Annotated in this window: 17 protein-coding genes, 1 tRNA gene, 6 pseudogenes and 1 other annotated feature; of the genes and pseudogenes, 14 read left to right on the forward strand and 10 right to left on the reverse strand. The window is 47.3% G+C overall.

Annotated elements, in window-relative coordinates:
- Positions 1-48: 48 nt before the first annotated feature.
- Together AS136_RS11310 and AS136_RS27885 are read right to left on the reverse strand one after the other, a co-directional pair.
- Positions 49-303: pseudogene (locus AS136_RS11310) on the reverse strand (IS110 family transposase); the annotation flags it as partial.
- 272 nt (positions 304-575) lie between these two features.
- A pseudogene (locus AS136_RS27885) lies at positions 576-1,444 on the reverse strand (IS3 family transposase); the annotation flags it as partial.
- A 72-nt stretch (positions 1,445-1,516) separates the two neighbouring features.
- Here AS136_RS27885 and AS136_RS11325 point away from each other — a divergent pair.
- Positions 1,517-2,278: pseudogene (locus AS136_RS11325) on the forward strand (IS5 family transposase); the annotation flags it as partial.
- A 258-nt stretch (positions 2,279-2,536) separates the two neighbouring features.
- Here AS136_RS11325 and AS136_RS11330 read toward each other — a convergent pair.
- The 5 genes from AS136_RS11330 to AS136_RS11350 form a co-directional block, all read right to left on the reverse strand.
- Positions 2,537-4,504: an alpha-amylase family glycosyl hydrolase gene (locus AS136_RS11330; RefSeq protein WP_049593812.1), complete on the reverse strand. Its 1,968-nt coding sequence runs from the start codon at positions 4,502-4,504 to the stop codon at positions 2,537-2,539.
- Between the two features lie 230 nt (positions 4,505-4,734).
- The gene (locus AS136_RS11335; protein WP_004136079.1) at positions 4,735-5,865 is read right to left on the reverse strand and encodes an ABC transporter ATP-binding protein; all 1,131 of its coding nucleotides are present in this window, start codon (positions 5,863-5,865) and stop codon (positions 4,735-4,737) included.
- 107 nt (positions 5,866-5,972) lie between these two features.
- Positions 5,973-6,452 (reverse strand): early set domain-containing protein, encoded by a 480-nt coding sequence (locus tag AS136_RS11340; RefSeq protein WP_004136080.1) that lies wholly within the window; start codon positions 6,450-6,452, stop codon positions 5,973-5,975.
- Between the two features lie 92 nt (positions 6,453-6,544).
- Positions 6,545-7,552 (reverse strand): UDP-3-O-(3-hydroxymyristoyl)glucosamine N-acyltransferase, encoded by a 1,008-nt coding sequence (locus tag AS136_RS11345; protein ID WP_049593811.1) that lies wholly within the window; start codon positions 7,550-7,552, stop codon positions 6,545-6,547.
- Between the two features lie 20 nt (positions 7,553-7,572).
- Entirely contained in the window at positions 7,573-8,613 is a 1,041-nt protein-coding gene (locus AS136_RS11350) for a hypothetical protein (protein WP_049593810.1), read from the reverse strand.
- Positions 8,614-9,032: 419 nt separating this feature from the next.
- On the opposite strand from AS136_RS11350, the gene AS136_RS11355 reads away from it, so the two are divergent.
- The 7 genes and pseudogenes from AS136_RS11355 to AS136_RS11385 form a co-directional block, all read left to right on the forward strand.
- Positions 9,033-10,262 carry a sugar ABC transporter substrate-binding protein gene (locus AS136_RS11355; RefSeq protein ID WP_049593809.1) on the forward strand — a complete coding sequence of 410 codons (1,230 nt, stop codon included), beginning with the start codon at positions 9,033-9,035 and terminating at the stop codon, positions 10,260-10,262.
- A 2-nt stretch (positions 10,263-10,264) separates the two neighbouring features.
- Complete coding sequence (locus AS136_RS11360) at positions 10,265-11,548, forward strand: carbohydrate ABC transporter permease (protein WP_004136084.1); 1,284 nt, start codon at positions 10,265-10,267, stop codon at positions 11,546-11,548.
- Positions 11,549-12,382, forward strand: a complete 834-nt coding sequence (locus AS136_RS11365; RefSeq protein WP_004136085.1) for a sugar ABC transporter permease — start codon at positions 11,549-11,551, stop codon at positions 12,380-12,382.
- A 14-nt stretch (positions 12,383-12,396) separates the two neighbouring features.
- Positions 12,397-14,193, forward strand: a complete 1,797-nt coding sequence (locus tag AS136_RS11370) for a glycoside hydrolase family 13 protein (RefSeq protein ID WP_026055970.1) — start codon at positions 12,397-12,399, stop codon at positions 14,191-14,193.
- A complete protein-coding gene (locus AS136_RS11375; protein WP_004136089.1) occupies positions 14,190-15,095 on the forward strand; it encodes an ROK family protein in 906 nt (301 codons plus the stop codon). Before AS136_RS11370 ends, AS136_RS11375 begins: the two co-directional genes overlap by 4 nt.
- A gap of 48 nt (positions 15,096-15,143) precedes the next feature.
- Positions 15,144-15,950, forward strand: coding sequence for a TrmB family transcriptional regulator (locus tag AS136_RS11380; protein WP_049593808.1), 807 nt, complete (start codon positions 15,144-15,146; stop codon positions 15,948-15,950).
- A 409-nt stretch (positions 15,951-16,359) separates the two neighbouring features.
- A pseudogene (locus tag AS136_RS11385) lies at positions 16,360-16,904 on the forward strand (Tn3 family transposase); the annotation flags it as partial.
- Positions 16,905-16,983: 79 nt separating this feature from the next.
- Here AS136_RS11385 and AS136_RS11390 read toward each other — a convergent pair.
- Together AS136_RS11390 and AS136_RS26715 are read right to left on the reverse strand one after the other, a co-directional pair.
- Positions 16,984-18,084, reverse strand: a complete 1,101-nt coding sequence (locus AS136_RS11390) for a protein kinase family protein (protein ID WP_049593807.1) — start codon at positions 18,082-18,084, stop codon at positions 16,984-16,986.
- Between the two features lie 258 nt (positions 18,085-18,342).
- Positions 18,343-18,498, reverse strand: a pseudogene (locus AS136_RS26715) (integrase core domain-containing protein); the annotation flags it as partial.
- A gap of 63 nt (positions 18,499-18,561) precedes the next feature.
- Here AS136_RS26715 and AS136_RS11400 point away from each other — a divergent pair.
- Positions 18,562-19,802, forward strand: a pseudogene (locus AS136_RS11400) (IS3 family transposase).
- Positions 18,870-18,986, forward strand: a sequence feature (AL1L pseudoknot). (Overlaps the previous pseudogene by 117 nt.)
- A 304-nt stretch (positions 19,803-20,106) precedes the next feature.
- Here the strand turns inward: AS136_RS11400 and AS136_RS11405 are convergent.
- A tRNA-Leu gene (locus AS136_RS11405) sits at positions 20,107-20,191 on the reverse strand.
- A 595-nt stretch (positions 20,192-20,786) separates the two neighbouring features.
- On the opposite strand from AS136_RS11405, the gene AS136_RS11410 reads away from it, so the two are divergent.
- From AS136_RS11410 to AS136_RS11430, 5 genes are all read left to right on the forward strand, one after another.
- Positions 20,787-21,455, forward strand: coding sequence for a carbonic anhydrase (locus AS136_RS11410; RefSeq protein ID WP_063266780.1), 669 nt, complete (start codon positions 20,787-20,789; stop codon positions 21,453-21,455).
- Positions 21,452-22,921 carry a SulP family inorganic anion transporter gene (locus AS136_RS11415; RefSeq protein WP_063266781.1) on the forward strand — a complete coding sequence of 490 codons (1,470 nt, stop codon included), beginning with the start codon at positions 21,452-21,454 and terminating at the stop codon, positions 22,919-22,921. Before AS136_RS11410 ends, AS136_RS11415 begins: the two co-directional genes overlap by 4 nt.
- Positions 22,922-23,032: 111 nt before the next feature.
- Positions 23,033-24,052, forward strand: coding sequence for an NADPH-dependent aldehyde reductase Ahr (gene ahr / locus AS136_RS11420; protein WP_004178400.1), 1,020 nt, complete (start codon positions 23,033-23,035; stop codon positions 24,050-24,052).
- A gap of 130 nt (positions 24,053-24,182) precedes the next feature.
- Complete coding sequence (locus AS136_RS11425) at positions 24,183-25,067, forward strand: carbohydrate ABC transporter permease (protein WP_004146807.1); 885 nt, start codon at positions 24,183-24,185, stop codon at positions 25,065-25,067.
- Positions 25,057-25,944 (forward strand): carbohydrate ABC transporter permease, encoded by an 888-nt coding sequence (locus AS136_RS11430; RefSeq protein ID WP_063266782.1) that lies wholly within the window; start codon positions 25,057-25,059, stop codon positions 25,942-25,944. Before AS136_RS11425 ends, AS136_RS11430 begins: the two co-directional genes overlap by 11 nt.
- Positions 25,945-25,948 lie beyond the last annotated feature (4 nt).

The following is a 25,948-nucleotide window of genomic DNA, read 5'->3' on the forward strand; positions in this document are numbered from 1 at the left end:
TTGTCGGATGCTTCAGATTATGACCAGACGGTTCATGCTGTACGCTTACAGAACTTCTAACCCGGCGTTCTGAAAATAACGAAGCAAACCGGAACCATAGGTACCTGTGCACTCAACACCAATTCGCTTTAATGTCCCAAACGAGGTCATCCATGCCAGCATCTGCCGGTAACCTTGTCGTGTTGTGGAGAAATACTGAGTCCCAAGGACTTTATTGTTCTGATCTACGACAGCGGCAACGTGCAAATCTTTATGTGTATCCACGCCACCCACAACGGCAGCTTCGGTAACTTTATCAACCATGACAGAGCTCCTGTGAGGAAACAGAGTTGAATCTCCAGACAGATAACCCGGACAGGACAGTAACGAGACAAGCCGTCAGGCCCTTCTTGAGTCACGCGCATCGGTGAGGAGATGCCTCGCATGAAGGCGCTTCCGGCAACCGACGGGTCCAGGGCAGGACACAAAAGGTCGATCGCTGTGTGAGTCAGGATGCGGGAAGGTCTTCACTGCATCAGTAATCACACCAATCTGGTTAAACGGCAAACTAAGTGGTGGTAAAGACTGACATCGGCATTATTACTATCGCTGTGGAACATCACCCCGACGGGCTTCCCACGGGTTTCCCATGCCATTTCCAGTGCTTTCATGGTGAGCCTGCTGTCCGGCGAGAACGACATGGCCCAGCCCACTGGTTTTCTTGCGAACAGGTCGAGAACAACGGCGAGGTACGCCCAGCGCTTACCCGTCCAGATATAGGTCACATCACCGCACCACACCTGATTTGGTTCCGTTACGGCGAACTGTCGCTCAAGATGATTCGGGATAGCAACGTGCTCATGACCGCCACGCTTATACCGGTGAGTCGGCTGCTGGCAACTGACCAGCCCCAGCTCTTTTATGAGTCTGCCAGCAAGCCAGCGCCCCATCTGGTAACCTCTCTGGGTTGCCATTGTGGCGATGCTTCTTGCTCCGGCAGAGCCGTGGCTGATGCCATGCAGTTCAAGTACCTGACTGCGTAATACAGCCCGTCTGCCGTCTGGCTTTTCAGGACGGTTTTTCCAGTATTTGTAGCTGCTGCGATGAACCCCGAACACATGGCAGAGAGTGGCCACAGGATAACGCGCCCTGAGTTTCCCGATTATCGAGAACTGTTCAGGGAGTCTGACATCAAGAGCGCGGTAGCCTTTTTAAATATTTCATTTTCCATTTCAATACGTTGTAGCTTTTTCCTGAGCTCACGGATTTCAATTTGTTCCGGGGTAATGGGGGAGGCTTTTGGTGTTTTGCCCTGCCGTTCATCACGTAATTGTTTCACCCATCGCGTCATTGTGGAAAGGCCGACATCCATAGCGCTGGCTGCATCTGCCACGGTGTAGTTCTGGTCAACGACCAGTTGAGCGGATTCGCGTTTAAACTCTGCGCTGAAATTTCTTTTTTTCATTATGACACCTGTGTTGTTCTGAGGTGAGCATATCACCTCTGTTCAGGTGGCCAAATTCAGTAAACCACTTCAGCCATCACCACCGTTCTGGTCATTAAACGCGTGTTCAGGTTGACCCTGCGGGCTGCACAGGGTTTTATTGATTCCATTTTTACACTGATGAATGTTCCGTTGCGCTGCCCGGATTACACCAGTGTCAGCAAGCGCGCAAAGTCGGTTAATGTCAGTTTCAAAACGTTCACCCGGGGTGAAATCGCGCATCTGGTGATTGATTCCACCGGGCTGAAGGTCTTCGGTGAAGGCGAGTGGAAAGTCAAAAAACACGGCAAAGAACGCCGTCGTATATGGCGAAAGTTGCATCTGGCAGTTGACAGCAACACACATGAAATCATCTGTGCAGACCTGTCGCTGAACAATGTGACGGACTCAGAAGCCTTCCCGGGTCTTATCCGGCAGACTCACAGAAAAATCAGGGCAGCATCGGCAGACGGCGCTTACGACACCCGGCTCTGTCACGATGAACTGCGGCGTAAGAAAATCAGCGCGCTTATCCCGCCCCGAAAAGGCGCGCGTTACTGGCCCGGTGAATATGCAGACCGTAACCGTGCAGTGGCTAATCAGCGAATGACCGGGAGTAATGCGCGGTGGAAATGGACAACAGATTACAACCGTCGCTCGATAGCGGAAACGGCGATGTACCGGGTAAAACAGCTGTTGGGGGGTTCACTGACGCTGCGTGACTACGATGGTCAGGTTGCGGAGGCTATGGCCCTGGTACGAGCGCTGAACAAAATGACGAAAGCAGGTATGCCTGAAAGCGTGCGTATTGCCTGAAAACACAACCCGCTACGGGGGAGACTTACCCGAAATCTGATTTATTCAACAAAGCCGCAGCTATTTAGTATTTCGTGAGGGTGAAATGGATATACATCTTCACTCTAAATAGACGCAGACGACCAGGTCCGCGTACAGCAAAAATATGTAGTCACATCAGCCTAGGTTGAAAATTTGTAAGAGTATTAGTCAAAAATAATTATGGCCGGAGTACGAATAGTGGACCATCGATTGGAACGCTGGTCCACTAAATTTTAATTAAAACGAGCCATTCGTTGTTTGTGTGTCATTGCTATTGAACTGGTTATTTGCACCAGACTGCCACTCAACATTAGCCGTCGGATTGGTTTCATTACGTTTCACACACTTCCATTCAACATTTAAGTCAGAAGGAAGCTCTAAGCTCGCACTCCATTGTGGATATTGTGTCGGTGATATTTTTACCGCTTTAGTTAAGTCCCAACCACCTAACTGGGGTATATTACCAATAATATAAACACTTTGACCTGAAATCGTATAACCGTTATTACATGTGAAGTTTATGCTTTGTACTGTAGGGTTCTCCGCATCATCTGATTGTGAGCGAATGACAACAGCTTCATTTTGCATAAGTGTTAGTGTTGCCTGTTTATTTGCTACTGAAACACTATTATTCCCAATCAAACTCTGATATACCCCATTAGGAACCGCTATATTTTTAACATTAATTGTGTTAGCCTCACCACGATTAAGTGCAACAATAACAATATCGTTCCCAGAACGCCGCTCAAATACTAATATATCATCATTAACCCATAGTTCAGTATAAGTTCCATTTTGAATTGCCGGGCTACTTTTCCTTAGGTCACCCAGTGTTTTAATAATGGAGAAAGCCTCACTTTCCGTATCAAATCCTGGCATTTTCTCTCGGTTGTAAGGATCACTGCCAACTTGACCAAAACTGTTAGAGGTAAAGTTAGCGGCATAATGTTCAGTACCATAATAAATGGCAGGAATACCACGTACAGTCATTGTCGCAACCAGACCGAGGTCTATACGTTTCTGAGCAAAAGCTTCACTCTGACTTCCACCGGTTTCATTGTTTCCAGGACCAAAAGTAGTGGCGTTTGAACGCAGAGCGGTACCAATGCGTGCCATATCATGGTTATCCATAAAAACAACCTGCCAGTCATCACTGGTAAAGACTGTTTGTCTTTTTATCAGATAACTATTTAACGTTTTCATTGTATTTCCGCTACGTCCTACCAAAACTCTTTCTAAAGTATCGCGGAATCCAAAATCCAGCAACGCTGACCCGGAAGTGTTGGCGTAATCGATAGCATTACCATCAACACCTGTTGTAGTATTCGCACTGGCACCAAACCATTCACCGAAGAAAAAAAATCCTTCCCGGCCGATAGACTTACTGTAATCATAAATATCGCTGGTCCATTTCTGTATAAAAGACTTGTCCATATGCTTGATGGCATCAATCCTGATAGCATCCACACCAGCATCGATCCAAAATTTAGAACCATCCAACAAGTACTGGTAGACATCAGTATTGGATTGATTGAGGTCTGATAGATTGAATAGATTATGATTCTTCACTTGGAAGAAATCATTCCAGTTCGTTACCCCACCATTGTGATGATACCAGCCCGTATTGGCGGCAACATCTGTAGGATAATCAGTAATAAACACACCATCACGATATAGTGCACCAAATTCATTTTCATCATTAGCATTCGAATGATTAGGGGCATAATCAAGAACCAGTTTCATATTATAATCAGGACTATGCATCAAACTAGTCAGTTCTTTGAAATCATCGAGATTGCCAAAATGTTCATCTATACGAAAATAATCTCTTCCCCAATAACCATGATATCCAGTATTGCCAGCAGCATCAGTATTATTCACATTATCGATTGGGGGAGTAATCCAGATTGAAGTAACACCAAGTGATTTTAAATAGGGTAGTTTATTAATCAACCCCCGGAGATCTCCTCCAGTATATTTTTTTAAATTATTAGGATCGTAGGTTGCAGAATTAAACCCTGCATTATTACTTGGATCTCCATCGCTGAAACGATCAAGGAATAGAAAATATATCGTCTCCTTACGAAAATCAAGATAAGTTTCTTCTGGTTCAGCAGCAATCGTCTGCATGCTACAAAAAAAAGTATTTAATGCAATCGAAATGGCAATAGCAGCCGAGGTATTAAAAAAACGGTTTCTTTTCATTATCTAGTCCTAATAAAGTTAGTGAAAATATTAGTTTTACTTTATATTAACTCCACTTAAATTGAAAAATAACTACAACTACAACTACAACTACAACTACAACGCGAGATGAAAATAATCGAAGCGTCAATAAAAGCGATTTCATAAGGATCGTGAATTCAGGAACCACTACACACGTATATTTCGCAGTGCAGTGGTGATATATTGTGATGAGGTGAGCTAAGAAAAAATCACACTCTTACATTTGTCAGATTGTTCTCATTATAGAAATCAAAAACATGACAAAAGGCAGTATTAAGATTAAATCTTAAAGTTTTCCCTATATGAAATGGATTAATATCTTGTGTATCAACTCTGGCAATAAGTTCCTTCCCACCAACGATAAAATATAAAAATTTTTCGCTCCCCATATTTTCAACCACCGTTAAAACTCCCTCAAAGGTATTAAGGTCATCATCATCGCTAGCAAGAGAGATATGCTCTGGTCTAATACCAAAACACACAGGCTTATTAATATAACCTTCAAGCAACACTTGCTTACTATGTGGAATTAATATTTCAACGCCAGGAGCAATTTCAACATACAACCTCTCATTATTCTTACGGATAGCAGTATCTATCAAATTAATTGATGGTGAACCGATAAAACTGGCAACGAACTTATTATTAGGATAATTATAAAGATCAGTAGGTGTATCAACCTGCATGATATTCCCATGGTTAAGAACACAAATGCGATCTCCTAGAGTTAACGCTTCAGTCTGATCGTGAGTAACATAAATCATTGTAGCAGGATGCCCCTCCTCTTTCAGAGAACGATGTAGTTGGGCAATTTTCATCCGCATCGATACCCTGAGCTTGGCATCAAGGTTTGATAAAGGCTCATCGAATAAAAAAACATCAGGTTTACGTACAATCGCCCGGCCAACAGCGACACGCTGGCGCTGTCCGCCCGACATTTCTTTCGGCTTACGATAAAGCAGTTCGGTAATTTCAAGTTTTTCGGCCGCGTCTTCAACCCGGCGTTTAATCTCATCCTTAGGTCGTTTCTGCATTTTGAGACCAAAAGCCATGTTGTCGAAAACGGTTTTATGCGGATAAAGTGCATAGTTTTGGAAAACCATGGCAATACCACGGTCTTTGGGCGGAAGGTCATTAACCTTTCTATTTCCGATATAAATTTCGCCTCCGCTAATATCTTCAAGACCGGCAATCATTCTCAAAGTTGTTGATTTCGCACAACCGGAAGGCCCGACAAAAACCATAAATTCACCGTCATGGATTTCGAGATCGATACCATGGACAGCCTTAAAGCCATTTTCATATCTTTTTTCAATTTTCCGCAAACTAACCGTTGCCATGATTTACCCCATAAGAAGAAAGACATCTGTGGCTAACAAGACTATACTTACCATCGTCCCAATATTAGCCACGACGTATGTTTACTATTCTGCTGGAAGCAGCTTAATTATTTACATTGTGCAACGGCAACCTGAAGTGGCTTTTTATCTTCAGCAATTTTGACCGTCCAGACGTAGCGGCCAGCAACTGGTAACGTTACTGCTGTATTTTTTGCAAAACCTGCTCGTTTCAGATCCTTAACCTGTCCAACTGTTAACTCCAGACCCGCTGCAGTGAATTGCGGATTCCAGCTCATCGTAGCGAACTGAACGCTAAGATTACCGGCTTTTTCATCTATAACTAACTGATATATACCATTGCCTTTATAGAGCATTTTACGGTTTTCTTGCTGAATCCATTGTCCTTCAGGAAAGGTACCAACAACATATAAAGAAGGCCGAATCGGTCCACGCTCGTCAACGGAAGGCAGAGCACAATTATAGAAAGGATTATCAGCGGAACCCTGTGCGTTAACTGAGGTACTAAAAACAGCAGAGGCATAAAGCATAGTGAATACGGCAGCAATAATTAAATTTAAACGTTTCATAACAAATACCATCCTTCAAAAATTTAGTGGACAATGACGAAAAACGTCAGTGACTAAGTACTGGCACGATAAAAATCTATTCTCTTCAAAATTTAGGAGTTTAAAAAATTAAAAAAACGATTCCTCCATGTGTCCGATATAGATCGATTTTTTTTAAATTGATGATTTTTTGTTAAAATGTTAAGAACGGCAATGTTTTTGTAATAAGCACGGGTATCTTTTGCCGGGTAACCAAATATGTCGCTATTCTCAGGGAAGGAGTGACTTACACCTGATTTTGCCTTGATAATAGAATGGCTACCAATCGCTATATGGCCGGAGGTCCCAACCTGTCCCTGTACGATAACATGGTCACCAAGAGTTGTATGACCGGCAAACCCAGCCTGTGATACTATTAAGCAGTTTTCACCAATATGACAGTCATGTCCAATCTGAATCTGATTATCTATTTTAGTTCCCCGACCAATCGTCGTGTTACCTAATGTTCCACGATCTATTGTATTGTTGCTCCCGATCTCTACATCATCGTAAATAATGACTCGCCCCACACTTTCTACTCGTTGATACTTACCATTTCTTGAAGCCATATACTCAAAACTGTAGTTACCAATCGAATTGTTTGAGTCGATAGTTACATTATTTCCGATGATAGTTCCTTCTTTAATAACAGTGTTGCAGTGGATAGCAACATTATCCCCAATAATAACCCCATTCATGATCTTCACACCAGGCATAAAAATGCAGCCATCACCAATTTGGCAATGTTTTCCAATATAAACATCTGAGAGTGCCGACGTATTCCCTTGATCATTGAGATGAAACCTTTTTACTTTATAAGAACGAAGAAAAAGATTAAGGCGCTCAACATCCAAATGTGAGATAACAATATGTGCCTTCGCTGGGCTATCCAGTATTTCATCAGGTCCTATCAGCACGTCAGCATGTGAGCCAGATAAGAATTGCAAGTCTTGTTTGGCGAAAACAATAGCCAGGCCGCCGACATCAGGACTGCGAATTGGCCGTATAAAGTTAACCCGAATTGCTCCATCACCGGTATAGCTCCCGGATAACAGAGTGGCGATTTCCATAACACTGAACATAAACGCCCCTTACGTTAAGACTAAAAGCGATATAGTGCCTGAGCATAGAAGGTATGTTGTGTTAACTCGCTCTTATTTCTAGCTTCCCATCCTGATAATCGACTTTTTTTCTCAACTTCATTAGCATACTCGTACTCAGCTTTGGCTACCCAACTTTCACCTATTGATTGTTCATAACCAACGGTAGCTTTTCTAATGTCTTTGAAGTAGTTAATGCCAGCATTACCGCCACCACTACGATCAGTATTTTTAGTTTCATTTTTCCCGACACGTACCCGCGTGTACAGCGTACCGGCATCATCAAAGCTATATTGAACAATAGGCTCTATATATCTTTCATTAAAATCACTTTTCTCATTAATGGTTCCATCTGGTTGCTTCTCATCATTAGTTTTAATTTGGTAATAGAATTCAACACCGACCTCCCAGTTACCAAAACGCTTGTAGGGTTTAAACAATGCACTATATCCCTGCTCTTGCCTTTTCCCCCATGCATTGCGATCTTCTTTACTCAAAAGGTATTCAAGATTAGAATAGAATCCCATATTATAATCATTATTCCAGTAGGTTAAATATGGTCTAATGCTGTGCTCGGCAAGGTTTTTACGTAGACCACTAACATCCGGAGAATAAACTTTACTTCTTGTATATTCTAGCTCATAAATTAAACCAGTAGCCCAACCGTTACCAAGATCATGACCTTTATTCAATGAAACAAGCTGCTTAATACCATCTTCATTCTCATAATAACCAGGCTCCTTTTGCTCTCTATTTTCTATTTTAAAAGAATAAAAACCCATAAAATTCCATTGTGGATTGTTATAAAAAAAGTTGAAAACCTCATTGGTAATCGTCTTCTCCTTTTTATCCGTGTTATTGAAACCACGAGTTACCTTATCTTCATATTCAACAGAAGTCCCTACATGGCCACCAAACGAAAAAAAACTTTCATCAAAAGCGACGTCTTCAGGTTTGTACCCACGCTGATCGCTGGCTGCAAATGAATGTACGGGCGCTGTGAGAGCAAGAGCAATAGAGGCAGAGAGTAATTTTTTTTTCATAGTGCTTCCTTATTCAGCTATCACAACATCGGAAGAGAATGCTGAGGGATAGCGTTAAATTTTATCATGATTAGTAGTTCCTCATGGACGCCTATTAAATTTCTCTCATTTAATTTTTTTTTCCTCATGGCAATAACGTAAACGAGATTCAAGTCACTAATCTTTCGATAAAATTGTGACCAAAATCACGTTTTATGTTTTTTTTAAATTCAGGATATCATTTTTAGCCTATTTTTTGCTGCCAATAAGGGACTGGATTCATACCTAAAAAATGGAAAACAGAATCACAAAAATTGTTCAAACATCTGATGTTTTTTGACAAACATCACAAATAAACCTATCTGGGTAGACCGCATGTTGACATAAAAAAGGACGCATGCATCATAGTGGTACACTACGTACTACTAAAATGAGTAACTATGAAAATAAAATTGCTAGACGCTGTTCTGCTCTTCGGTCTGACGGCCCTTGTTCCCGCAGCTTGGGGAGAGAGTATTGCACCTGAAAAACAAGCAAATCTTCTAATATGGACGGATATTTCTACGCTAGATTATATGAAATATGCTGCTGAAAAATTTAATAAAACATATAACAGCCAGGTAAGATTTACGTTTAGGGGATTGGCGCCAATAGATGCCGCCTCGCGAATGATACAGGATGGTGGATCCACGCGCGTTGCTGACGTTGCCGAAATCGAGCACGATCTTTTAGGCCGACTGGTTGTTGCCGGTGGCGTAATGGAAAATCTGATCTCGGCAGAACGTATAAATAAAAAATTTATGTCTAATGCAATAAATGCTTCACGCTATGAAGGAAATAATTATGGTTTTCCAGTAAGTTATGCAACCGTCGCATTATTTTATAACAAGGATATCCTTCGGTTGCCGCCAGATAAATTTGAAGAGTTGATCCAGCTAAGTGCTGAATTTAATAATGTTAAGGAAAATAAATATACCTTGTTATGGGATGTACAAAACTATTATGAGTCAAGAATGTTTCTAACCCTGTATGGTGCTTACGAATTTGGTCAGGAAGGGACAAACGTCAAGGACCTAGGAATCAACTCCGAATTAGCCCAAAAAGGGCTTGCAGCGATGAAACGACTTAAAACTGCAAACCCATCTAATCCGGTAGATATGCGTAATCCACAGGTGCGTCGAGGCTTATTTTCTGAAGGCAAAGTAGCTGCCATCATCGACGGTCCATGGGCAATCCAGGGATATAACAACAGTAAAATTAATTTTGGCGTTGTTCCCATACCTACTCTTGAAGGAAAACAGCCACGTTCGTTTTCTACGGTTCGCCTGGCGGTCGTCTCTTCTTATAGTAAATCGCCTAAGGCGGCACAACTTTTCGCTGACTATCTCTCATCTGATGAAATGTTAATGAAACGCTATGAGATGACAGAATCTATACCTCCGGTACCGAATCTGATGAACAAAATCCTACCAACTGCAAATGAAGCGACGAGCGCAATTATTAAACAAGGGCTTCACTCTGATGCCATGCCATCTATTCCGGAAATGGGTTATTTATGGTCCCCACTGGCAAATGCGATTACCGATATGTGGATCAATGACCAAACGCCAAAAGCAGCACTTGACCGTGCTCGTAATATCATTGATGAGCAAATCAAATTTCAGGAGTAACTATGTTATTGTCTGAGGGAAAAAGCATGCGTATATTTCCGGCATCTTTTCTTATTATGGGCGCTACGCAGCTCATTTCTGGTCATTGGATAAAAGGCTCCGTTTTTTTATTATTCCAGATTGTAGTTATTAGCAACATCAATTTATTACTCAATGCAACGCAGGGACTCATCACTTTAGGCACCGTGGCCCAAACACGTAGTGGGTTTGATATTGTAGCTGGTGACAATTCAATTTTTATGTTGGTTGAAGGTGTTGTTGCATTCATTTTTTTATTTTTTTCAATTTTTGTTTATTGGTTAAATATTAAGGATGCGCAGGTATGTGAAAAGTGCCATCAGAGCTTTACGGAACAGTTACGAACGATTTACGATAATCGTTTTGCTACTATCATGTTGGCTCCGGCATTTATTGCCTGCATTGCCTTTATTATTATGCCGATGATCATCACCGTTTTGGTATCACTAACAAACTACTCGGCTCCTCATCATATCCCACCTAAAAATCTTGTTGATTGGGTCGGATTGAAGAATTTCATTACCCTCTTTGAGCTTCGGATCTGGTCTAAAACGTTCGTTGGTATTGGTGTGTGGACTGTGCTATGGGCTTTTTTTGCAACTCTATGCACTTGTAGCTTTGGATTTCTGTTAGCCCTCGCGTTAGAAAACAAAAAAATTATAGCGAAGAAAGCCTGGCGAGTCGTATTCATCTTACCCTATGCGATCCCGGCGTTCGTTACCCTGCTTATTTTCCGTCTGCTTCTGAATGGAATTGGTCCAGTAAATAGTACATTAAATAGCTGGGGTATTGATTCAATTGGTTTTCTTTCCGATCCATTAATAGCTAAAATGACTGTAATTGCGGTAAGTGTATGGGTTGGCGCTCCCTACTTTATGCTGCTAATCACCGGAGCAATGACCAATATTCCCCGTGACCTATACGAAGCAAGTGAGGTGGATGGTGCTAGTAAATTCCAACAGTTCCGTGAAATCACGTTACCGATGGTTCTGCACCAGGTCGCCCCTTCATTGGTTATGACCTTTGCACATAATTTCAATAACTTTGGTGCAATATACCTGCTAACAGAAGGTGGGCCGATAAACCCGGAATATCGCTTTGCCGGACATACTGATATTTTGATTACGTGGATCTATAAATTAACCCTTGATTTTCAGCAATATCAAATTGCTTCTGTCATCTCAATCATTATTTTCCTGTTCTTATCGATATTTGCGATCTGGCAATTTAGGCGAATGAAATCATTCAAAGAAGATGTGGGGATGTAAATGAGAAACATTATTAGCAAGATAATGACGATTTTAGTCTATCTTTTCTTATTATTAAATGCACTTGTTGTCCTTGGGCCAGTAATATGGACAGTTATGTCATCGCTAAAGCCTGGGAACAATCTTTTTAGTTCTGGTTTTACTGAAATATCATTTACATTAGAACATTACCATAATCTACTTACGGGAACGCCTTATTTAAAATGGTACAAAAACACCTTTATACTCGCAACCTGTAACATGCTTATTTCTTTGGTAGTAGTAACAATAACGGCATTTATTTTTTCAAGATATCGTTTCAAAGCCAAAAAAAAAATACTCATGAGCATTTTAGTGTTACAGATGTTCCCGGCATTTCTTTCCATGACCGCAATTTATATCTTATTGTCAAAGATGAATCTAATTGATACATACATTGGTTTGCTATTAGTCTACGTTACTGGTTCCCTACCTTTTATGACATGGCTGGTTAAAGGTTATTTTGATGCAATCCCTACGTCATTGGATGAAGCAGCAAAAATTGATGGTGCAGGGCATCTAACTATATTTTTTGAAATTATATTACCGCTTGCTAAACCTATTCTCGTATTTGTGGCATTGGTTTCATTCACCGGCCCATGGATGGACTTTATTTTACCAACTCTAATTTTACGCAGTGAAGATAAAATGACTCTGGCAATTGGTATCTTTAGCTGGATATCCTCCAACTCAGCTGAAAACTTTACGCTATTTGCTGCTGGTGCATTATTAGTTGCTGTACCAATAACGTTACTTTTCATTGTTACACAGAAACATATTACTACCGGACTGGTTAGCGGTGCGGTAAAAGAATAAGATCAGGATAAGATATGATTACAATTAGTTCATTAAGCCACTCCGCAAAGAGTGCCGATAGCTACGCTTATAATAAAGAAACCCTACATATTAGATTTCGCACAGTCAAAGGCGAGGTCGCGAAAGTCTCTCTGTGGATCGGCGATCCCTATCAATGGGAGGAAGGTGGCCTAGATGGTGGAAACCTTGGCGGCAGCGACGCGCATGGATGGAGCGGCGGCAACGAAGTTCACATGGAAAAAGAGGGACAAAGCGAGAGCTATGACCACTGGTTTGCCGCATTTACTCCGTGCAAACGACGTAGCCGCTATGGTTTTATATTATACGGAAATAACGGGGAAAAATTATTATTTGGTGAACGACGCTGTGTTGATATAAGTAAACCACCTGTAGCAGAGACAGAACTGAGTAACTTGTCCAACTTTTTTTGCTTCCCTTATATCAATCCAGGTGATGTACTTTCTACGCCAGAATGGGTTAAAAAAACAATATGGTATCAGATCTTTCCTGAACGATTTTGCAATGGCGATCCATCGATATCGCCAGAAAACGTACAACCGTGGGGAACGCCTCCAGATTCAAAAAACTTTATGGGCGGTGATTTGCAGGGCATTATTAACAAACTTGATTATTTGCAAGATCTTGGCGTTAACGGTTTATACCTTTGTCCCATATTTACGGCTAACGCTAGCCATAAATATGATACCGTAGATTATTTTAACGTTGATCCCCATTTCGGTGGCAACGATCGGTTTAAAGAATTGGTGCAAAAAGCTCACCAACGAGGAATGAAGGTCATGCTGGATGCAGTGTTTAATCATATTGGTAATCAATCACCATTATGGTTAGATGTTGTAAAAAATGGTGATAAATCACCTTACGCAGACTGGTTCTGGATTAAAAAATTCCCGGTATACCCATCTGGTGATAAAAATGAGTGGGATTTCCGTAATTTCAATTACGAAACCTTTGGTAATGTTATTGAAATGCCTAAACTTAATACTGAAAACCCCGCTTGTCGTGATTATCTGCTGCAGGTGGCGAGATATTGGATTGAAGAATTTGATATTGATGGCTGGCGCCTTGATGTTGCCAATGAAGTCGACCACGAATTTTGGCGAGCTTTCCGTAGAACGGTAAAAAGCATAAAACCTGATTGTTATATTCTCGGTGAAATTTGGCATGAAGGCATGCCATGGCTGCGCGGAGACCAGTTTGACTCCTTGATGAACTATCCTCTAATGCAAGCAACTACTGACTATTTCGCTTTACAAGCATATGACAAAAAAACATTTATAGATATTGTTACCCATGCCTATCTTTGCTATCCACGTAACGTTAATGAAGTTATGTTTAATCTTCTTGAAAGCCATGATACTTCACGTTTATTAAGTCTGTGTGGTAATGATAAACGTAAAGCCCGGTTAGCCTATCTCTTTATGTTTAGTCAGGTGGGTTCTCCTTGTATTTATTACGGTAGCGAAGTTGGTATGAATGGCAGCAGAGCAATGGGATCGGAAGATAATCGTAAATGTATGATATGGGATGAACAAAAGCAGGATTTAGAGTTTAAGTCATTTATTAAAGATCTTATTCTATGGAGGAAAAAACATTCCGAATGGAATGATCCTAAAATACACTGGAATAATGTCGACCATCCGGCAGTTGTCGCTTTTAGCAGAGGAGAAGTACATTTCCTCCTTAATAATAGTGATGAATCTTTAGCTATTAATTATCAGGGCAGAACACTATCTCTGACACCTTTTGGGTTTTATATTATCGGTCTGGACCATAAGGACATCATATCATGAAACTCGGTATCTCACTTGCGATTGACTGGATACGTGGCGTGTTAATAGACGATGGTGAAGTTTGTTATCGTACTCAGGTATTAACACCAATAGACTGCCAGCAAAGTGTAGATACCGTATTACATATGATTTTTAGTATCCAGCGGACCTATGGAAATATTGACTTTGTCGGTATCAGCATTATGCAAAGCAACGTGTCCCGCTGGGGGCCGTTAGATAGAATAACCAATTTTTTCGAAATGGCTATAGATAAGAAGACTGGTATTCATTGCCAGTCTTTCGGCCCAGCACTTGTTGTTTTACAAAACCTAGATACGTCCTTATTATCAGGGCTAAAAGGTAATATTATGAGTATTGTCGTTGATTTTGGCTGTGAACTTTGTGTAGTCGATAAATACAACGATGATAGCGTATTTGACCATGCAATAAATGTTTCCTGGGCTCATCTCCCATTGAAAAATTATCAGCCACTCATTGATGGTATATCTCCGGTTTGCGAATGCTGCGGGATAGGATGCGTTCATCAATTCATTTCGACATCCGGGATCGAAAGACAGTATTTTCAGTTCTCTCTTCAGCGGAAGAGTGCCTTAGAAATAATTCAGGGAGTTGATGGCAGTGATGCATGGGCGCAAAAAGTCTACCGAATGTGGATGGATCAACTAGCCAGAGCCTTACTTGATCCAATAATGGTTTTTAAACCTAGATTGTTAGTGCTCAGTGGATTAGCAACAATACACTCAGACTTTCCGTTAAGTCTAAAAAGTGTATTAAGCCGACACTGTCCAAATAATTATCTACCAGAAATAATTCGCTTAAATTATGAAGAATATCGTTTTGCCTATGATGCGGCGATGGCTAATAAGGAAAAGGCGCAATACACCTCTACCCTTGCGTTGTAAGTAATGATAAACTAACAGACGGGCTATGTTGCATGTGAGGTTATGTTAATGAACGAACTGGTAAAAAAACTTATGGGTTTTGGCTTTACAAAGACAGATGCCAATGTATACATTAACTTGCTAAAAAACGGTCGTTCTAGCGGCTATAAGATAGCAAAAGAAATATCATTATCACGTTCTAGCGTCTACTCATCAATTGATAGTCTATATAAAAATGGCTTCATTTTTATGGCCGATGGCAATACTAAAGAGTATCAAGCAAAATCTCCCGAGCTTATTTTCAGCAACATAGAAAAGCAAACCATTGAAAACATCAATGTATTAAAAAAAGAACTCTCACGTATGATGCTACAGGAAGAGAAAGAGTTCATATATAACGTCTCTGGTTTTGATAATTCACTACAAAAAGCCAGAGAAATGCTCGAACTGGCTCAAATCGAAGTTTACCTGAACACTGACTTCCATCTTGAACTCATTGCTCAAGAACTCATTAATGCCGTTGAGCGCGGGGTTCGGATTATCGTGTTCTCATTTAACCGACTCGCGCTACCACATGAATCTATCGAATTGTACTCTCGATTTGAAATAGATGAAAAGATTTATCCATCACATCGTTTCATGCTAGTGATTGATATGAAAAATGCTCTAATGCTTTCCCATCGGGAAGAAACACATGGCTTATATACCAATAACAAATTACTAGTTAAAATCATGGCTGAACATATTCATAGTGATATTTATCTAACTGAATACGAAAAAATGGCACCGGAAAGAAAATGCCGGATATTAACCGTTCATGAGCTTGAAAATGATATGGTCAATGATGAACTATCGATATCATCAAAAAAAATGTAAGAATATGATGCAGTATATTTATATCCTGCGAGTATTGATTACAACTGTTTTATTGGCTACGTTCTGGTGACAGGCCTGCCAACTAAGTTGATGAACTCCTGCAGTGGACGTTGGCTTTTCCGATAAATAACTAGCAATATGGCACCCACTAAAGGCTTACGATTGCCTTCAAGTTAAGCAATACTGTATAAGCTAGGGGACTATGTAGCTTACTTATCCGGCGAAGATAGGCACTCATGAGATTGAATTATGAATACCGTTGAAGACTTCAACCAGATTTATACTGATGCAGGGTGTAACCTTGAGCAAACATTAGCTGATATTACAAGGCTTCATGTCGAGAATTAAGATAGCAAAAATCAGCTTAATGCGATGGCTGCGCAACTCCAGATTCTGCAGGTGTAGTGGCGAAGACCTTATCACCCGTGAAAAAAGCAATCTCGAGCGTATCGTCGCCACGCTCGAGATGAAGGAAATGACTCAGGGAACGCTGATCCGTAAATTGTGCACATATACAACGGCGTATCCGACAAGACAGGCGGTATTTGAATATGACCGGCTGGTACGCAACACCTATACGCTAAGATATTTGCGCGATCCGCAGCTGGAACGCAACATCCGGCGTTCCTTGAACTGGATTGAATCTTATCACCAGCTACGTGCCGCCATCGCTAAAGTCGGTGGAAAGAAAGAGTTAACAGTGAAAAATGACATTGAAGCAGACATCAGTAATCGGTGCGGGCGGCTGATTTCCAACGAGATCGTTTATTACATCTCAGCGATCCTGTCACGATTGCAGGATGGTCTGGAAGCCGAAAACAGTGACAAGGGTATTGAGGCACTAACCCGGATATTACCGGTGGCTTGGGAGCACATTTTGTTAAACTGACATTATACCTTCAGAGCAGTCGTGAAATTATTGGCTTGGATGCATTGCTCGCCAGTTCAAAATAGCAGTATTCTAAATCGATTTTGACAGGAGCCAGTCTCAAAATGACTAGAGCACGAAGCAGAAGCAGGGGCGCGAGCGTAGCTAACCTGCCGTGGAGGCGTTCAGCAGGTACCGCTGCGCCTGTTGCCGCTTCTGCGCATAGTTGCTGAGCAGCACTTGCTTTGATTTCCCTTCGTTGTCGTAAAACAGGCCGCCTTTATCGGCGATAAAGCGATAATGGTGTTCAATCTGGTTTATAACCCAGTCAATGCGTTGCAAGGTGAGCAAGGTACAAGACTGGCCATGCAGATCATCTTCGATATCCAGTACGTGGGAGCGGAAGGCCTCCAGGAAAAATAACTGGCTCAGCGCGGCAGAGTCCGCCAGCGCTGATTCCCAGCGTGCCGTTATCTGCTGTAAATGAGCCTGCACCTGCGGGGCAGCCCACCGGGCGCGTAGCCAGGCGAGCTTACGCCGGTAGCTTTCAACCGCTAGTCGCTTCAAATCGCGATAGTGCGCCAGCTGCTGCTCCGCGCCGGGGACCTGGGTCATCAGCCAGTTAAAAAAGAAGCGGGTCTCAAAGCGCTCGACAAAGTGAAAAAGGGGATCGGCCAGACCGTTGCTGTTGAATTCCCTGAGCGGATCGAAGGGATACATATAGCCAAAATCGAATAGCCACAGATGCTCCTCCCGGTCCACCAACAGATTTCCATTACAAAGATCCCACTCCATCAACCCCTGTTCTTCGCAAGCTTCCAGGGTAGTAAATAGCTGGGCGATCAGCGACGGGGTCAGTTGGTGAATCAGCTCGCCATCGATCCACGGAGAGAGAAGAATGCCGAGACGATAATCAGCATACAGCGTTGGGACGATGTGGGCGAAGCTCGGGGCGGTGACAGGGTTATCCTTCAGCCGCAGCAATGCCTGCCGGCTCTGCACTTCATTTAAAAACGACAGCTGGCCGTTAAGGTTGGCAACGCCAGCGACAGCGCGTCGTTTTTTTAAATTATACTCCTCGCAGCCGATGCGCAACCGGTAAACCTCACCGGTCAGGCCAGAACCGTATACCTGCACCACATACGGTGAATCGGGGCCCAGCGCGGCGAGGGTCTCCGGTGGCAGCGGGCAGTGGCTGACGTCGCCTACAATAAGGGCTTCTCCGCTGCGGTCAAACGCCTGCTGTTGCTGTTGTCTGAGGTTCATGGTGTCTCCGGGAATCTTTCGGCATCGAGAACGTACCGCGCTATAACACCTGAAAGCGGTAGTAAAAACATCCTACCTCCGACTGCCTTTTCAGGCTGAGCGGTGGCGCACCAGCGGAGGAAGCCAGGGGCATAGGGAAGTGGTCGGGACAGATGTTGTCAGCCTCGGTGGGTTTTAGCAGCCTGTTTATTCGCCTCATAGCGCTTCACTGCTCTTGACCCTTTTTTTACTCTAGCTCGTAATGTAAGCACACCTGTTTTAGTTCCACGCACTTTTTGAGAGTTCCGGTTTTTCAGCCATCAGCCGGTACTCTTCCGGCGTCAGATTATTCAGAGATTCATGAGGTCGCTCGCCGTTATATTCCATCAGCCAGCGCTCGGTAATTTCCCGTGCTTCATTCAGTGTTCTGAACAGGCATGATCTATGAACCGTACCGGGTTTCTTGGAGACTAAACTCTCAGTGAAAGGAGACCCAAAATGAAATCACAATCCGCCAAACGCTATCCCCCTGAACTGCGTGAGCGCGCTGTCAGAATGTTGTTGGAACACCGTGATGAGTATGACTCTGAGCCGGATGCCATTCGTGCCATATCGTCAAAAATCGGGTGCCATTACGACACCCTACGAGCCTGGTTGCGTCAGCATAAAAATGATGTCCGTGGTGGTGTCAGCCCCGTCAGCACTGATGATGGTGGACTGAGCACCAATGAGCGCCAGCGTTTAAAAGAACTGGAGCGTGAAAATCGGGAGCTACGCCGCAGCAATGATATATTGCGCCAGGCCTCAGCTTATTTTGCTCAGGCGGAGCTCGACCGCCACTGGAAAAAATAATGCCACTTATGCAGCGTCTGAGTGGTACACACGGGGTCGGGCCGGTATGTCGCGAACTGGATATTGCCCCGTCGACATATTACTGGCATCAGCAACGCCAGCTACATCCTGAGAAATGTAGCCAACGAGAAAAGTGCGATGCTCAAATCATCCAGGAGATAAAACGCGTTTACGGAGAAAATTACAGTGTCTATGGGGCACGATAAGTCTGGCGTCAGTTGCTCCGCGAGGGCTTTAGCGTCGCCCGGTGTACTGTTGAACGCCTGATGAAAATAATAGGTCTTCGGGGCGTACTCCGTGGCAAAGTCATCAAGACCACGATCGGTCGTAAAACAGCGGCAGCAGCGGATCTGGTAAACCGCCAGTTTGTGGCAGAACGTCCCAATCAGCTTTGGTGTGCAGATTTTACGTACGTTAGCACCTGGCATGGCTTCGCCTATGTGGCGTTCATCATCGATGTGTTCGCAGGCACGATCGTTGGCTGGCGGGTCTCATCGTCGATGGAAGCAAGGTTCGTGCTGGATGCTCTGGAACAAGCTCTGTGGGCACGTCGCCCCTCAGGTACAATCCATCACTCGAACAAGGGCTCCCAATATGTGTCACTGGCGTACACCCAGCGGCTGCAGGAGGCGGAGCTGTTGGCGTCGACAGGCAGTACAGGCGACTCTTACGATAATGCCCTGGCCGAGAGTATCAATGGCCTTTACAAAGCGGAAGTGATCCACCGTAAAAGCTGGAAAAACCACACGGAAGTGGAGCTTGCGACACTGGCGTGGGTGGACTGGTTCAACAATCGAAGGTTACTGGAACGGCTAGGACACATACCGCCGGTAGAAGCCGAAAAAGCTTATTATGCTACCAGTACAAATAATGATCTGGCAGCCTGAGCTTCCGGACTAAACACTCTCCAAAAAAACCGGGGCGGTTCAGTGCGGACTTAACAGCGCCCCTCTTGGCACATCCCTGACGTCCCCACCTTCCAGGCTTTTACCTCTTTCAACCGCTCACATTGCTCAAAACCGTATACCACTTAAAATCGAACTTCCGATATACGGATCGGTATCCTGTATCATGCGATATGCCAACAGATACCATCAGATATTATGAGAACAAGAAACGAACAGAATTTAGAGTATCTAGCTGATTTCAGAAATAAAAAAAGCCGCCCTTAGGCGACTTAATTGCATCGTATGGTGCCGAAGGCCGGACTCGAACCGGCACGTATTTCTACGGTTGATTTTGAATCAACTGCGTCTACCGATTTCGCCACTTCGGCACTGAAGGGGATGCGGAAACGTTCTGGATTATACCTGTCGGCGGCGGTCATGCAAGCGACAGCGTGTCGTCATTGCGCTAAGTGTTGAAAAAAACAGCGCTATCCTGCGCAGCGTCACCTTTTGCTGCCGTTCCACAGCGCGACTGCCACCAGCAACCCTCCTCTCACAACCCCCCACAACCCCAACTCCACCTGCCAGCCACTCCCCTTTCCCCTTGATCCCCCCAAACTCCACTCAAACTTATCTCAAATTTTTCTCACATCAATCTCACCCACATACCTCAACACAACCCAACGCTCCCCCACCTATCCCCAATATCCAAACCTCCAATATTCCCCCCAACCCCGCCCGCCACCATTCCCATATATTCCAGAAAGTTTTAGCCAATGCCTTTTTGTTATTCAACCACCCCGCAGCCAAATATTAATTTCATCAATATTTTTATAACTTTACATTAATGAAAAGTTTTCTTTTTGCCGTTTATTCCAGGATTTTCCTCAGGCGTGAAGGGTTCCGGTAAACACTATTTTTACTAGTCGCTGTACGAGTCTTGATGGACATATTCACTCGATGAATTAACTCAGGAGAATACTTGTGACGACGTTAAAACCTTTGCTGGCCCGCAACCGCAGCTGGGCGCTGCAGAAATGTCAGCATGATCCGGACTATTTCGAAAAATGGATCGACGGGCAGCGGCCCCACTCGCTGTGGATCGGCTGCTCCGACAGCCGCGTGCCCGCCGAGGTGCTCACCGGCAGCCAGCCCGGCGAGCTCTTTGTCCACCGCAATATCGCCAACATGCTCGACTCCGCCGACGACAACGTCATGAGCGTCCTGCAGTATGCCCTCGACTACCTTGAGGTGGAGCGGGTGGTGCTCTGCGGCCACTACGGCTGCGGCGGCGTGCAGGCGGCGCTCTCCCTGCCCACCCTGCCGCTGGCGCAGGAGTCCTCGGCGCTGGCTCGTCGCATCGGCCAGCTGCGCCACACCCTGCATCACGAAATTGCACAGATCGCCGATGGGTGTGGTGTTGCGGCCTCCCCCGGCGCCAGCGCCGACGCGGAGCGTTCTCGCCATGCGCTGGACGCCCTGGTGGAAGCCAACGTTCGCGCCCAGTTCGCCCGTCTGCTGGAGAGTGAACCGGTGCAGGCGGTGCTCGCCAGCGGGCGACCGCTCAGCCTGCACGGCTGCGTCTACGATCTGGCTTCCGGCCATTTAACCACCCTCGTCGAACACCTCTCACCGCAGGAGCACGCCCCATGAATACGTTTCGTCAGGACTCTCTCGCCGGCATCGTCGTCTTCCTTGTCGCCCTGCCGCTGTGCCTCGGCATCGCCCAGGCCAGCGGCTTACCGCCCTTCGTCGGCCTGCTGACCGGCATCATCGGCGGCCTGGTCGTCACCGCCCTCAGCCCCTCCCGTTTCGCCGTCAGCGGCCCCGCCGCCGGACTGGTCACCATCGTCGTCGCCGCCATTGAATCCCTGGGTTCCTTCTCCCTCTTCCTGATGGCGCTGGTGCTGGCCGGCGTGCTACAGCTGCTGTTCGGCATCCTGCGCGCCGGGCGCTTTATCTCGCTGGTTCCCGCCAGCGTCATCAAAGGCATGCTGGCGGCGATCGGCATCCTGCTGATTATGCAGCAGATCCCCGTCGCGCTCGGCACGGCGGAAGAGACCGGACTTGCCGAAGTGGTTCAGGGCAACGCCGCTTTCTCCGTCACTGCGATTGCCGTCGCCGCGGGCGGCCTGCTGGTGCTCTGGCTGTGGGGCTCGCCGCTTATCCGCCGGGTGAAGAGCCTGCGCTGGATCCCCGGGCCGCTGATCGCCGTCCTGCTCGGCTGCGTGACCACCCTGCTGCTGACCCATTTTGCGCCGCAGCAGCTGGCCGCTCTGCCGCGTATTACCCTGCCGGCGTTCGGCAGCCTCGGCGACCTGCTGGGCGAGCTGGAATCTCCCGCATGGAGCGCGTGGCGCAATCCGTCGGTGTGGGTGGTGGCGGTGACCCTGGCGCTGGTCGCCAGCCTCGAAACCTTGCTGAGCCAGGAGGCGCTGAAAAAGCTGCGCCCGCAAAATCCGCCGCCTTCGCCGAACCGCGAAATGGTCGCCCAGGGCGTCGGCAACCTGCTCTCCGGCGTGCTGGGGGCGATGCCGATCACCGCGGTGATCGTCCGCAGCTCGGTGAACGTCAGCAATGGCGCGCAGAGCAAACTGTCGATCTTTATCCACGGCGTGCTGCTGTTGATCTGCGGCCTGTGGTTCAGCGGCCTGCTGACCCTGATCCCGCTCGCCAGCCTCGCCGCCGTGCTGCTGTATACCGGCTATAAGCTGGCGACGCCGCGGCTGTTCATCGAGCAGTTCCGCCAGGGGGCGGCGCAGTACGTTCCGTTCCTCGCCACCATCGGCGGGATTATCGCCTTCGGCATGCTGGCGGGGATTGGGATTGGTCTTGCCACCCAGATGGCGTTCAGCCTCTGGCGCAGCCATCGCCACTCGCTGCAGCTGGCGCGCTACGATGACCACTACGTGCTGCGGATCCAGCAAAATCTGACCTTTATGCACAATCCGCATCTGCTGGCTCTGCTGGCGAAAATTCCGGAAAAGAGCGTGGTGATCGTCGAGCACGACAGCGTCGGCTATCTCGACCCGGACGTGCGGGCGGTGCTGGATGATTTTGCCGAGAGCGCCCCGCAGCGCGGCATCCGCCTTAATCAGTGGCCGCTGGCCAGCCGCTGACCTTAACGGGCGGTTGGTCCGCCCGCTTCGCGACCCCTCCGATTGCCAAGCGCCGGGGAATACCATGCTCTACACTTTCTGGGTTATCACGCCAACCCCAAGGAAATGAACATGAGCATCATTAAAAGCTACGCCGCCAAAGAAGCGGGCGCCGATCTGTCGCTGTGGGAATACGATGCCGGCGAGCTGCAGCCGGAAGATGTCGAAGTTGAAGTGGAATACTGCGGGATCTGCCATTCGGACCTGTCGATGATCGACAACGAATGGGGCATGTCGAGCTACCCGCTGGTGGCCGGTCACGAGGTGATTGGCCGGGTGGCGGCGCTGGGCAGCGCGGCGCAGGATAAAGGGCTGAAGATTGGCCAGAAGGTCGGCATCGGCTGGACGGCGCGCAGCTGCGGCCATTGCGACGCCTGCATCAGCGGCAATCAGATCAACTGTCTGGAAGGCTCGGTGCCGACCATTCTCAACCGCGGCGGCTTCGCCAATAAGCTGCGCGCCGACTGGCAGTGGGTGATCCCCCTGCCGGAGAGCATCGATCTGGCGTCCGCCGGCCCGATGCTGTGCGGCGGCATCACCGTCTTTAAACCGCTGCTGACCCACCACGTCACCGCCACCAGCCGCGTCGGGGTGATCGGCATCGGCGGCCTCGGCCATATCGCCATTAAGCTGCTGCGGGCGATGGGCGCGGAAGTGACCGCCTTCAGCTCTAACCCGGCCAAAGAGCAGGAAGTGCTGGCGATGGGCGCCGATCGCGTGGTCAACAGCCGCGATCCGGAAGCCTTAAAAGCGCTGGCCGGTCAGTTTGATCTGATCATCAACACCGTGGCGGTGGATCTCGACTGGCAGCCGTACTTCGAAGCCCTGGCTTACGGCGGCAACTTCCATACCGTCGGCGCGGTGATGAAGCCGTTCCCGGTGCCGGCCTTTACCCTTATCGGCGGCGACCGCAGCATCTCCGGCTCGGCGACCGGTAATCCGTCCGAACTGCGCACGCTGATGAAATTCGCCGGGCGCAGCAAGGTGGCCCCGACCACCGAGCTGTTCCCGATGTCACAAATTAACGAAGCGCTGAAGCACGTTCGTGAAGGCAAAGCCCGCTACCGCGCGGTGCTGAAAGCCGACTTCTGATGGTTCTCTCCCGCCGGGCGGCCCGCTCGCCCGGCGTTTTCCCCGTCGCTTCATCAAACCGTCATCTCCCCGCCATGCCTCTGTAGTCATTGCTTCCCACAATCCGGGCTTCGATAAATGGCTGAACGAGATGCGCGTCACCATGAGAAAGACCTGGCTTCCCTGGCTGATCCTGTCGCCTTCCCTGCTGTTTTTACTGCTGTTTACCTGGTTCCCGCTGGGGCGTTCGGTGTATGACAGCCTGTTTGATACCCGCATGGCCAGCGACGGCGCGCAGTATGTCGGGCTGGATAACTTCGCCCGCCTGTTTGCCGATAACGTCTTCTGGCAGTCGCTGGGCAATAACCTGCTCTATATCCTGCTGACGGTGGTGCCTGGGGTGACCCTCGCCCTGCTGCTGGCGGTCGCCCTGAGCGAGAACCATCGCGTCAACCGCTGGCTGCGCACCGCCTTTTTCTTCCCGATGATTATCCCGATGGTCAGCGCCGCCGCGCTGTGGCTGTTTATCTTTATGCCCGGCCTCGGCCTGCTCGACCACTATCTGGCGAAGCTGTTCGGGCCGATGAACAACAACTGGCTGGGACGCAGCAACAGCGCGCTGCTGGCCCTGGCGCTGATCGGCGTGTGGAAGTTCGCCGGCTACTACATGCTGTTTTTCCTCGCCGGGCTGCAGAGCATTCCGGCCTCGACGCGGGAAGCGGCGCTGATGGAGGGGGCTACCCGCACGCAGGTCTTTTTTAAGGTCACGCTACCGCTGCTGCGCCCGACGCTGAGCTTTGTGATCACCACCGCGCTGATCTACTCCATCACCCAGATCGACCACGTGGCGGTGATGACCCGCGGCGGGCCGGACAACGCCACCACCGTGCTGCTCTATTACATCCAGAATCTCGCCTGGGATACCCACGACCTCGGCAAAGCCTCCGCCGCCACCTTCCTGACCCTGGCCGGGCTGTTCGCCTTCTCGCTGATTAACCTGAAACTGCTGGAGAAAGGAGCCCACTATGAGCGCTGAAATCTCGCCGCTGCTGGTCCGCACGCCCGCCGCCGCCCGTCCGCTGTGGCTGCGCCTGCGCCGCTCGTCGCCCTTTACGCTGACGGTAGTAATGTGCTGCCTGGCGCTGCTGTGGATCAGCCCGTTTATCTGGATGCTGGCCACCTCGTTCAGCGCTACCACCTTCGGCGACGATATGGCGTCGCTGCTGCCCCGCCTGCCGCTGACCCTCGATAACTTCCGCGACGCCTGGAACAGCGCCGACTGGCTGAGCCTGTACGCCAACACCCTTATCTTCACCTTCGGCACCTTCTTCGTGCAGCTGTTGACCATCACCACCGCCGGGTACGTCTTCGCCTGCCACGAGTTTCGCGGCAAGCAGACGCTGTTTCTCCTGTTCCTGGTGCAGCTGATGATCATGCCGGTAGTGATGATGGTGCCGAACATGCTGACCCTGAAAACCTTCGGCCTGCTCAACACCCTCACCGGGGTGATGATGCCCTACTTCACCTCGGCGTTCGGCGTGTTCCTGATGCGTCAGGCGTTCCTCGCCATCCCGAAAGAGCTGGAGGAGGCGGCGCTGATGGAGGGCTGCCGCTGGTGGCAGGTGCTGTTCCGCGTGCTGCTGCCGATGTCCTGGCCGTCGGTGCTGGCCTTCGCCACCGTCAGCATTACCTACCACTGGAACGAGTACCTGTGGCCGCTGATGATGCTCAACGATCCCGATAAGCAGGTGCTGACCGTCGGGCTGGTCTCCTTCGCCATGGGCGCCGAATCCGGCGGCCAGTGGGGCACCATCGGCGCCGGGACGCTGATGGTCTGCCTGCCGCTGATGCTGGCGTTCATCCTTTTTCAGAAACAGTTCCTGCGGAGCTTCGGCTTCTCCGGGATCAAATAAGGAG

The organism is Klebsiella sp. D5A (assembly GCF_001620885.1).
GTDB classification, from domain to species: Bacteria; Pseudomonadota; Gammaproteobacteria; order Enterobacterales; family Enterobacteriaceae; genus Klebsiella; species Klebsiella variicola.

What these genes read in the sequence shown, in the direction of transcription:
- AS136_RS11425 (WP_004146807.1), top strand. Translation starts at nt 24,183, where the DNA reads ATGCGCGTCACCATGAGAAAGACCTGGCTTCCCTGGCTGATCCTGTCG.
- AS136_RS11350 (WP_049593810.1), bottom strand. Translation starts at nt 8,613, where the DNA reads ATGAAAAAAAAATTACTCTCTGCCTCTATTGCTCTTGCTCTCACAGCG.
- AS136_RS11375 (WP_004136089.1), top strand. Translation starts at nt 14,190, where the DNA reads ATGAAACTCGGTATCTCACTTGCGATTGACTGGATACGTGGCGTGTTA.
- AS136_RS11340 (WP_004136080.1), bottom strand. Translation starts at nt 6,452, where the DNA reads ATGAAACGTTTAAATTTAATTATTGCTGCCGTATTCACTATGCTTTAT.
- AS136_RS11330 (WP_049593812.1), bottom strand. Translation starts at nt 4,504, where the DNA reads ATGAAAAGAAACCGTTTTTTTAATACCTCGGCTGCTATTGCCATTTCG.
- AS136_RS11415 (WP_063266781.1), top strand. Translation starts at nt 21,452, where the DNA reads ATGAATACGTTTCGTCAGGACTCTCTCGCCGGCATCGTCGTCTTCCTT.
- AS136_RS11365 (WP_004136085.1), top strand. Translation starts at nt 11,549, where the DNA reads ATGAGAAACATTATTAGCAAGATAATGACGATTTTAGTCTATCTTTTC.
- AS136_RS11335 (WP_004136079.1), bottom strand. Translation starts at nt 5,865, where the DNA reads ATGGCAACGGTTAGTTTGCGGAAAATTGAAAAAAGATATGAAAATGGC.
- AS136_RS11370 (WP_026055970.1), top strand. Translation starts at nt 12,397, where the DNA reads ATGATTACAATTAGTTCATTAAGCCACTCCGCAAAGAGTGCCGATAGC.
- AS136_RS11380 (WP_049593808.1), top strand. Translation starts at nt 15,144, where the DNA reads ATGAACGAACTGGTAAAAAAACTTATGGGTTTTGGCTTTACAAAGACA.
- AS136_RS11390 (WP_049593807.1), bottom strand. Translation starts at nt 18,084, where the DNA reads ATGAACCTCAGACAACAGCAACAGCAGGCGTTTGACCGCAGCGGAGAA.
- AS136_RS11430 (WP_063266782.1), top strand. Translation starts at nt 25,057, where the DNA reads ATGAGCGCTGAAATCTCGCCGCTGCTGGTCCGCACGCCCGCCGCCGCC.
- ahr (WP_004178400.1), top strand. Translation starts at nt 23,033, where the DNA reads ATGAGCATCATTAAAAGCTACGCCGCCAAAGAAGCGGGCGCCGATCTG.
- AS136_RS11345 (WP_049593811.1), bottom strand. Translation starts at nt 7,552, where the DNA reads ATGTTCAGTGTTATGGAAATCGCCACTCTGTTATCCGGGAGCTATACC.
- AS136_RS11360 (WP_004136084.1), top strand. Translation starts at nt 10,265, where the DNA reads ATGTTATTGTCTGAGGGAAAAAGCATGCGTATATTTCCGGCATCTTTT.
- AS136_RS11355 (WP_049593809.1), top strand. Translation starts at nt 9,033, where the DNA reads ATGAAAATAAAATTGCTAGACGCTGTTCTGCTCTTCGGTCTGACGGCC.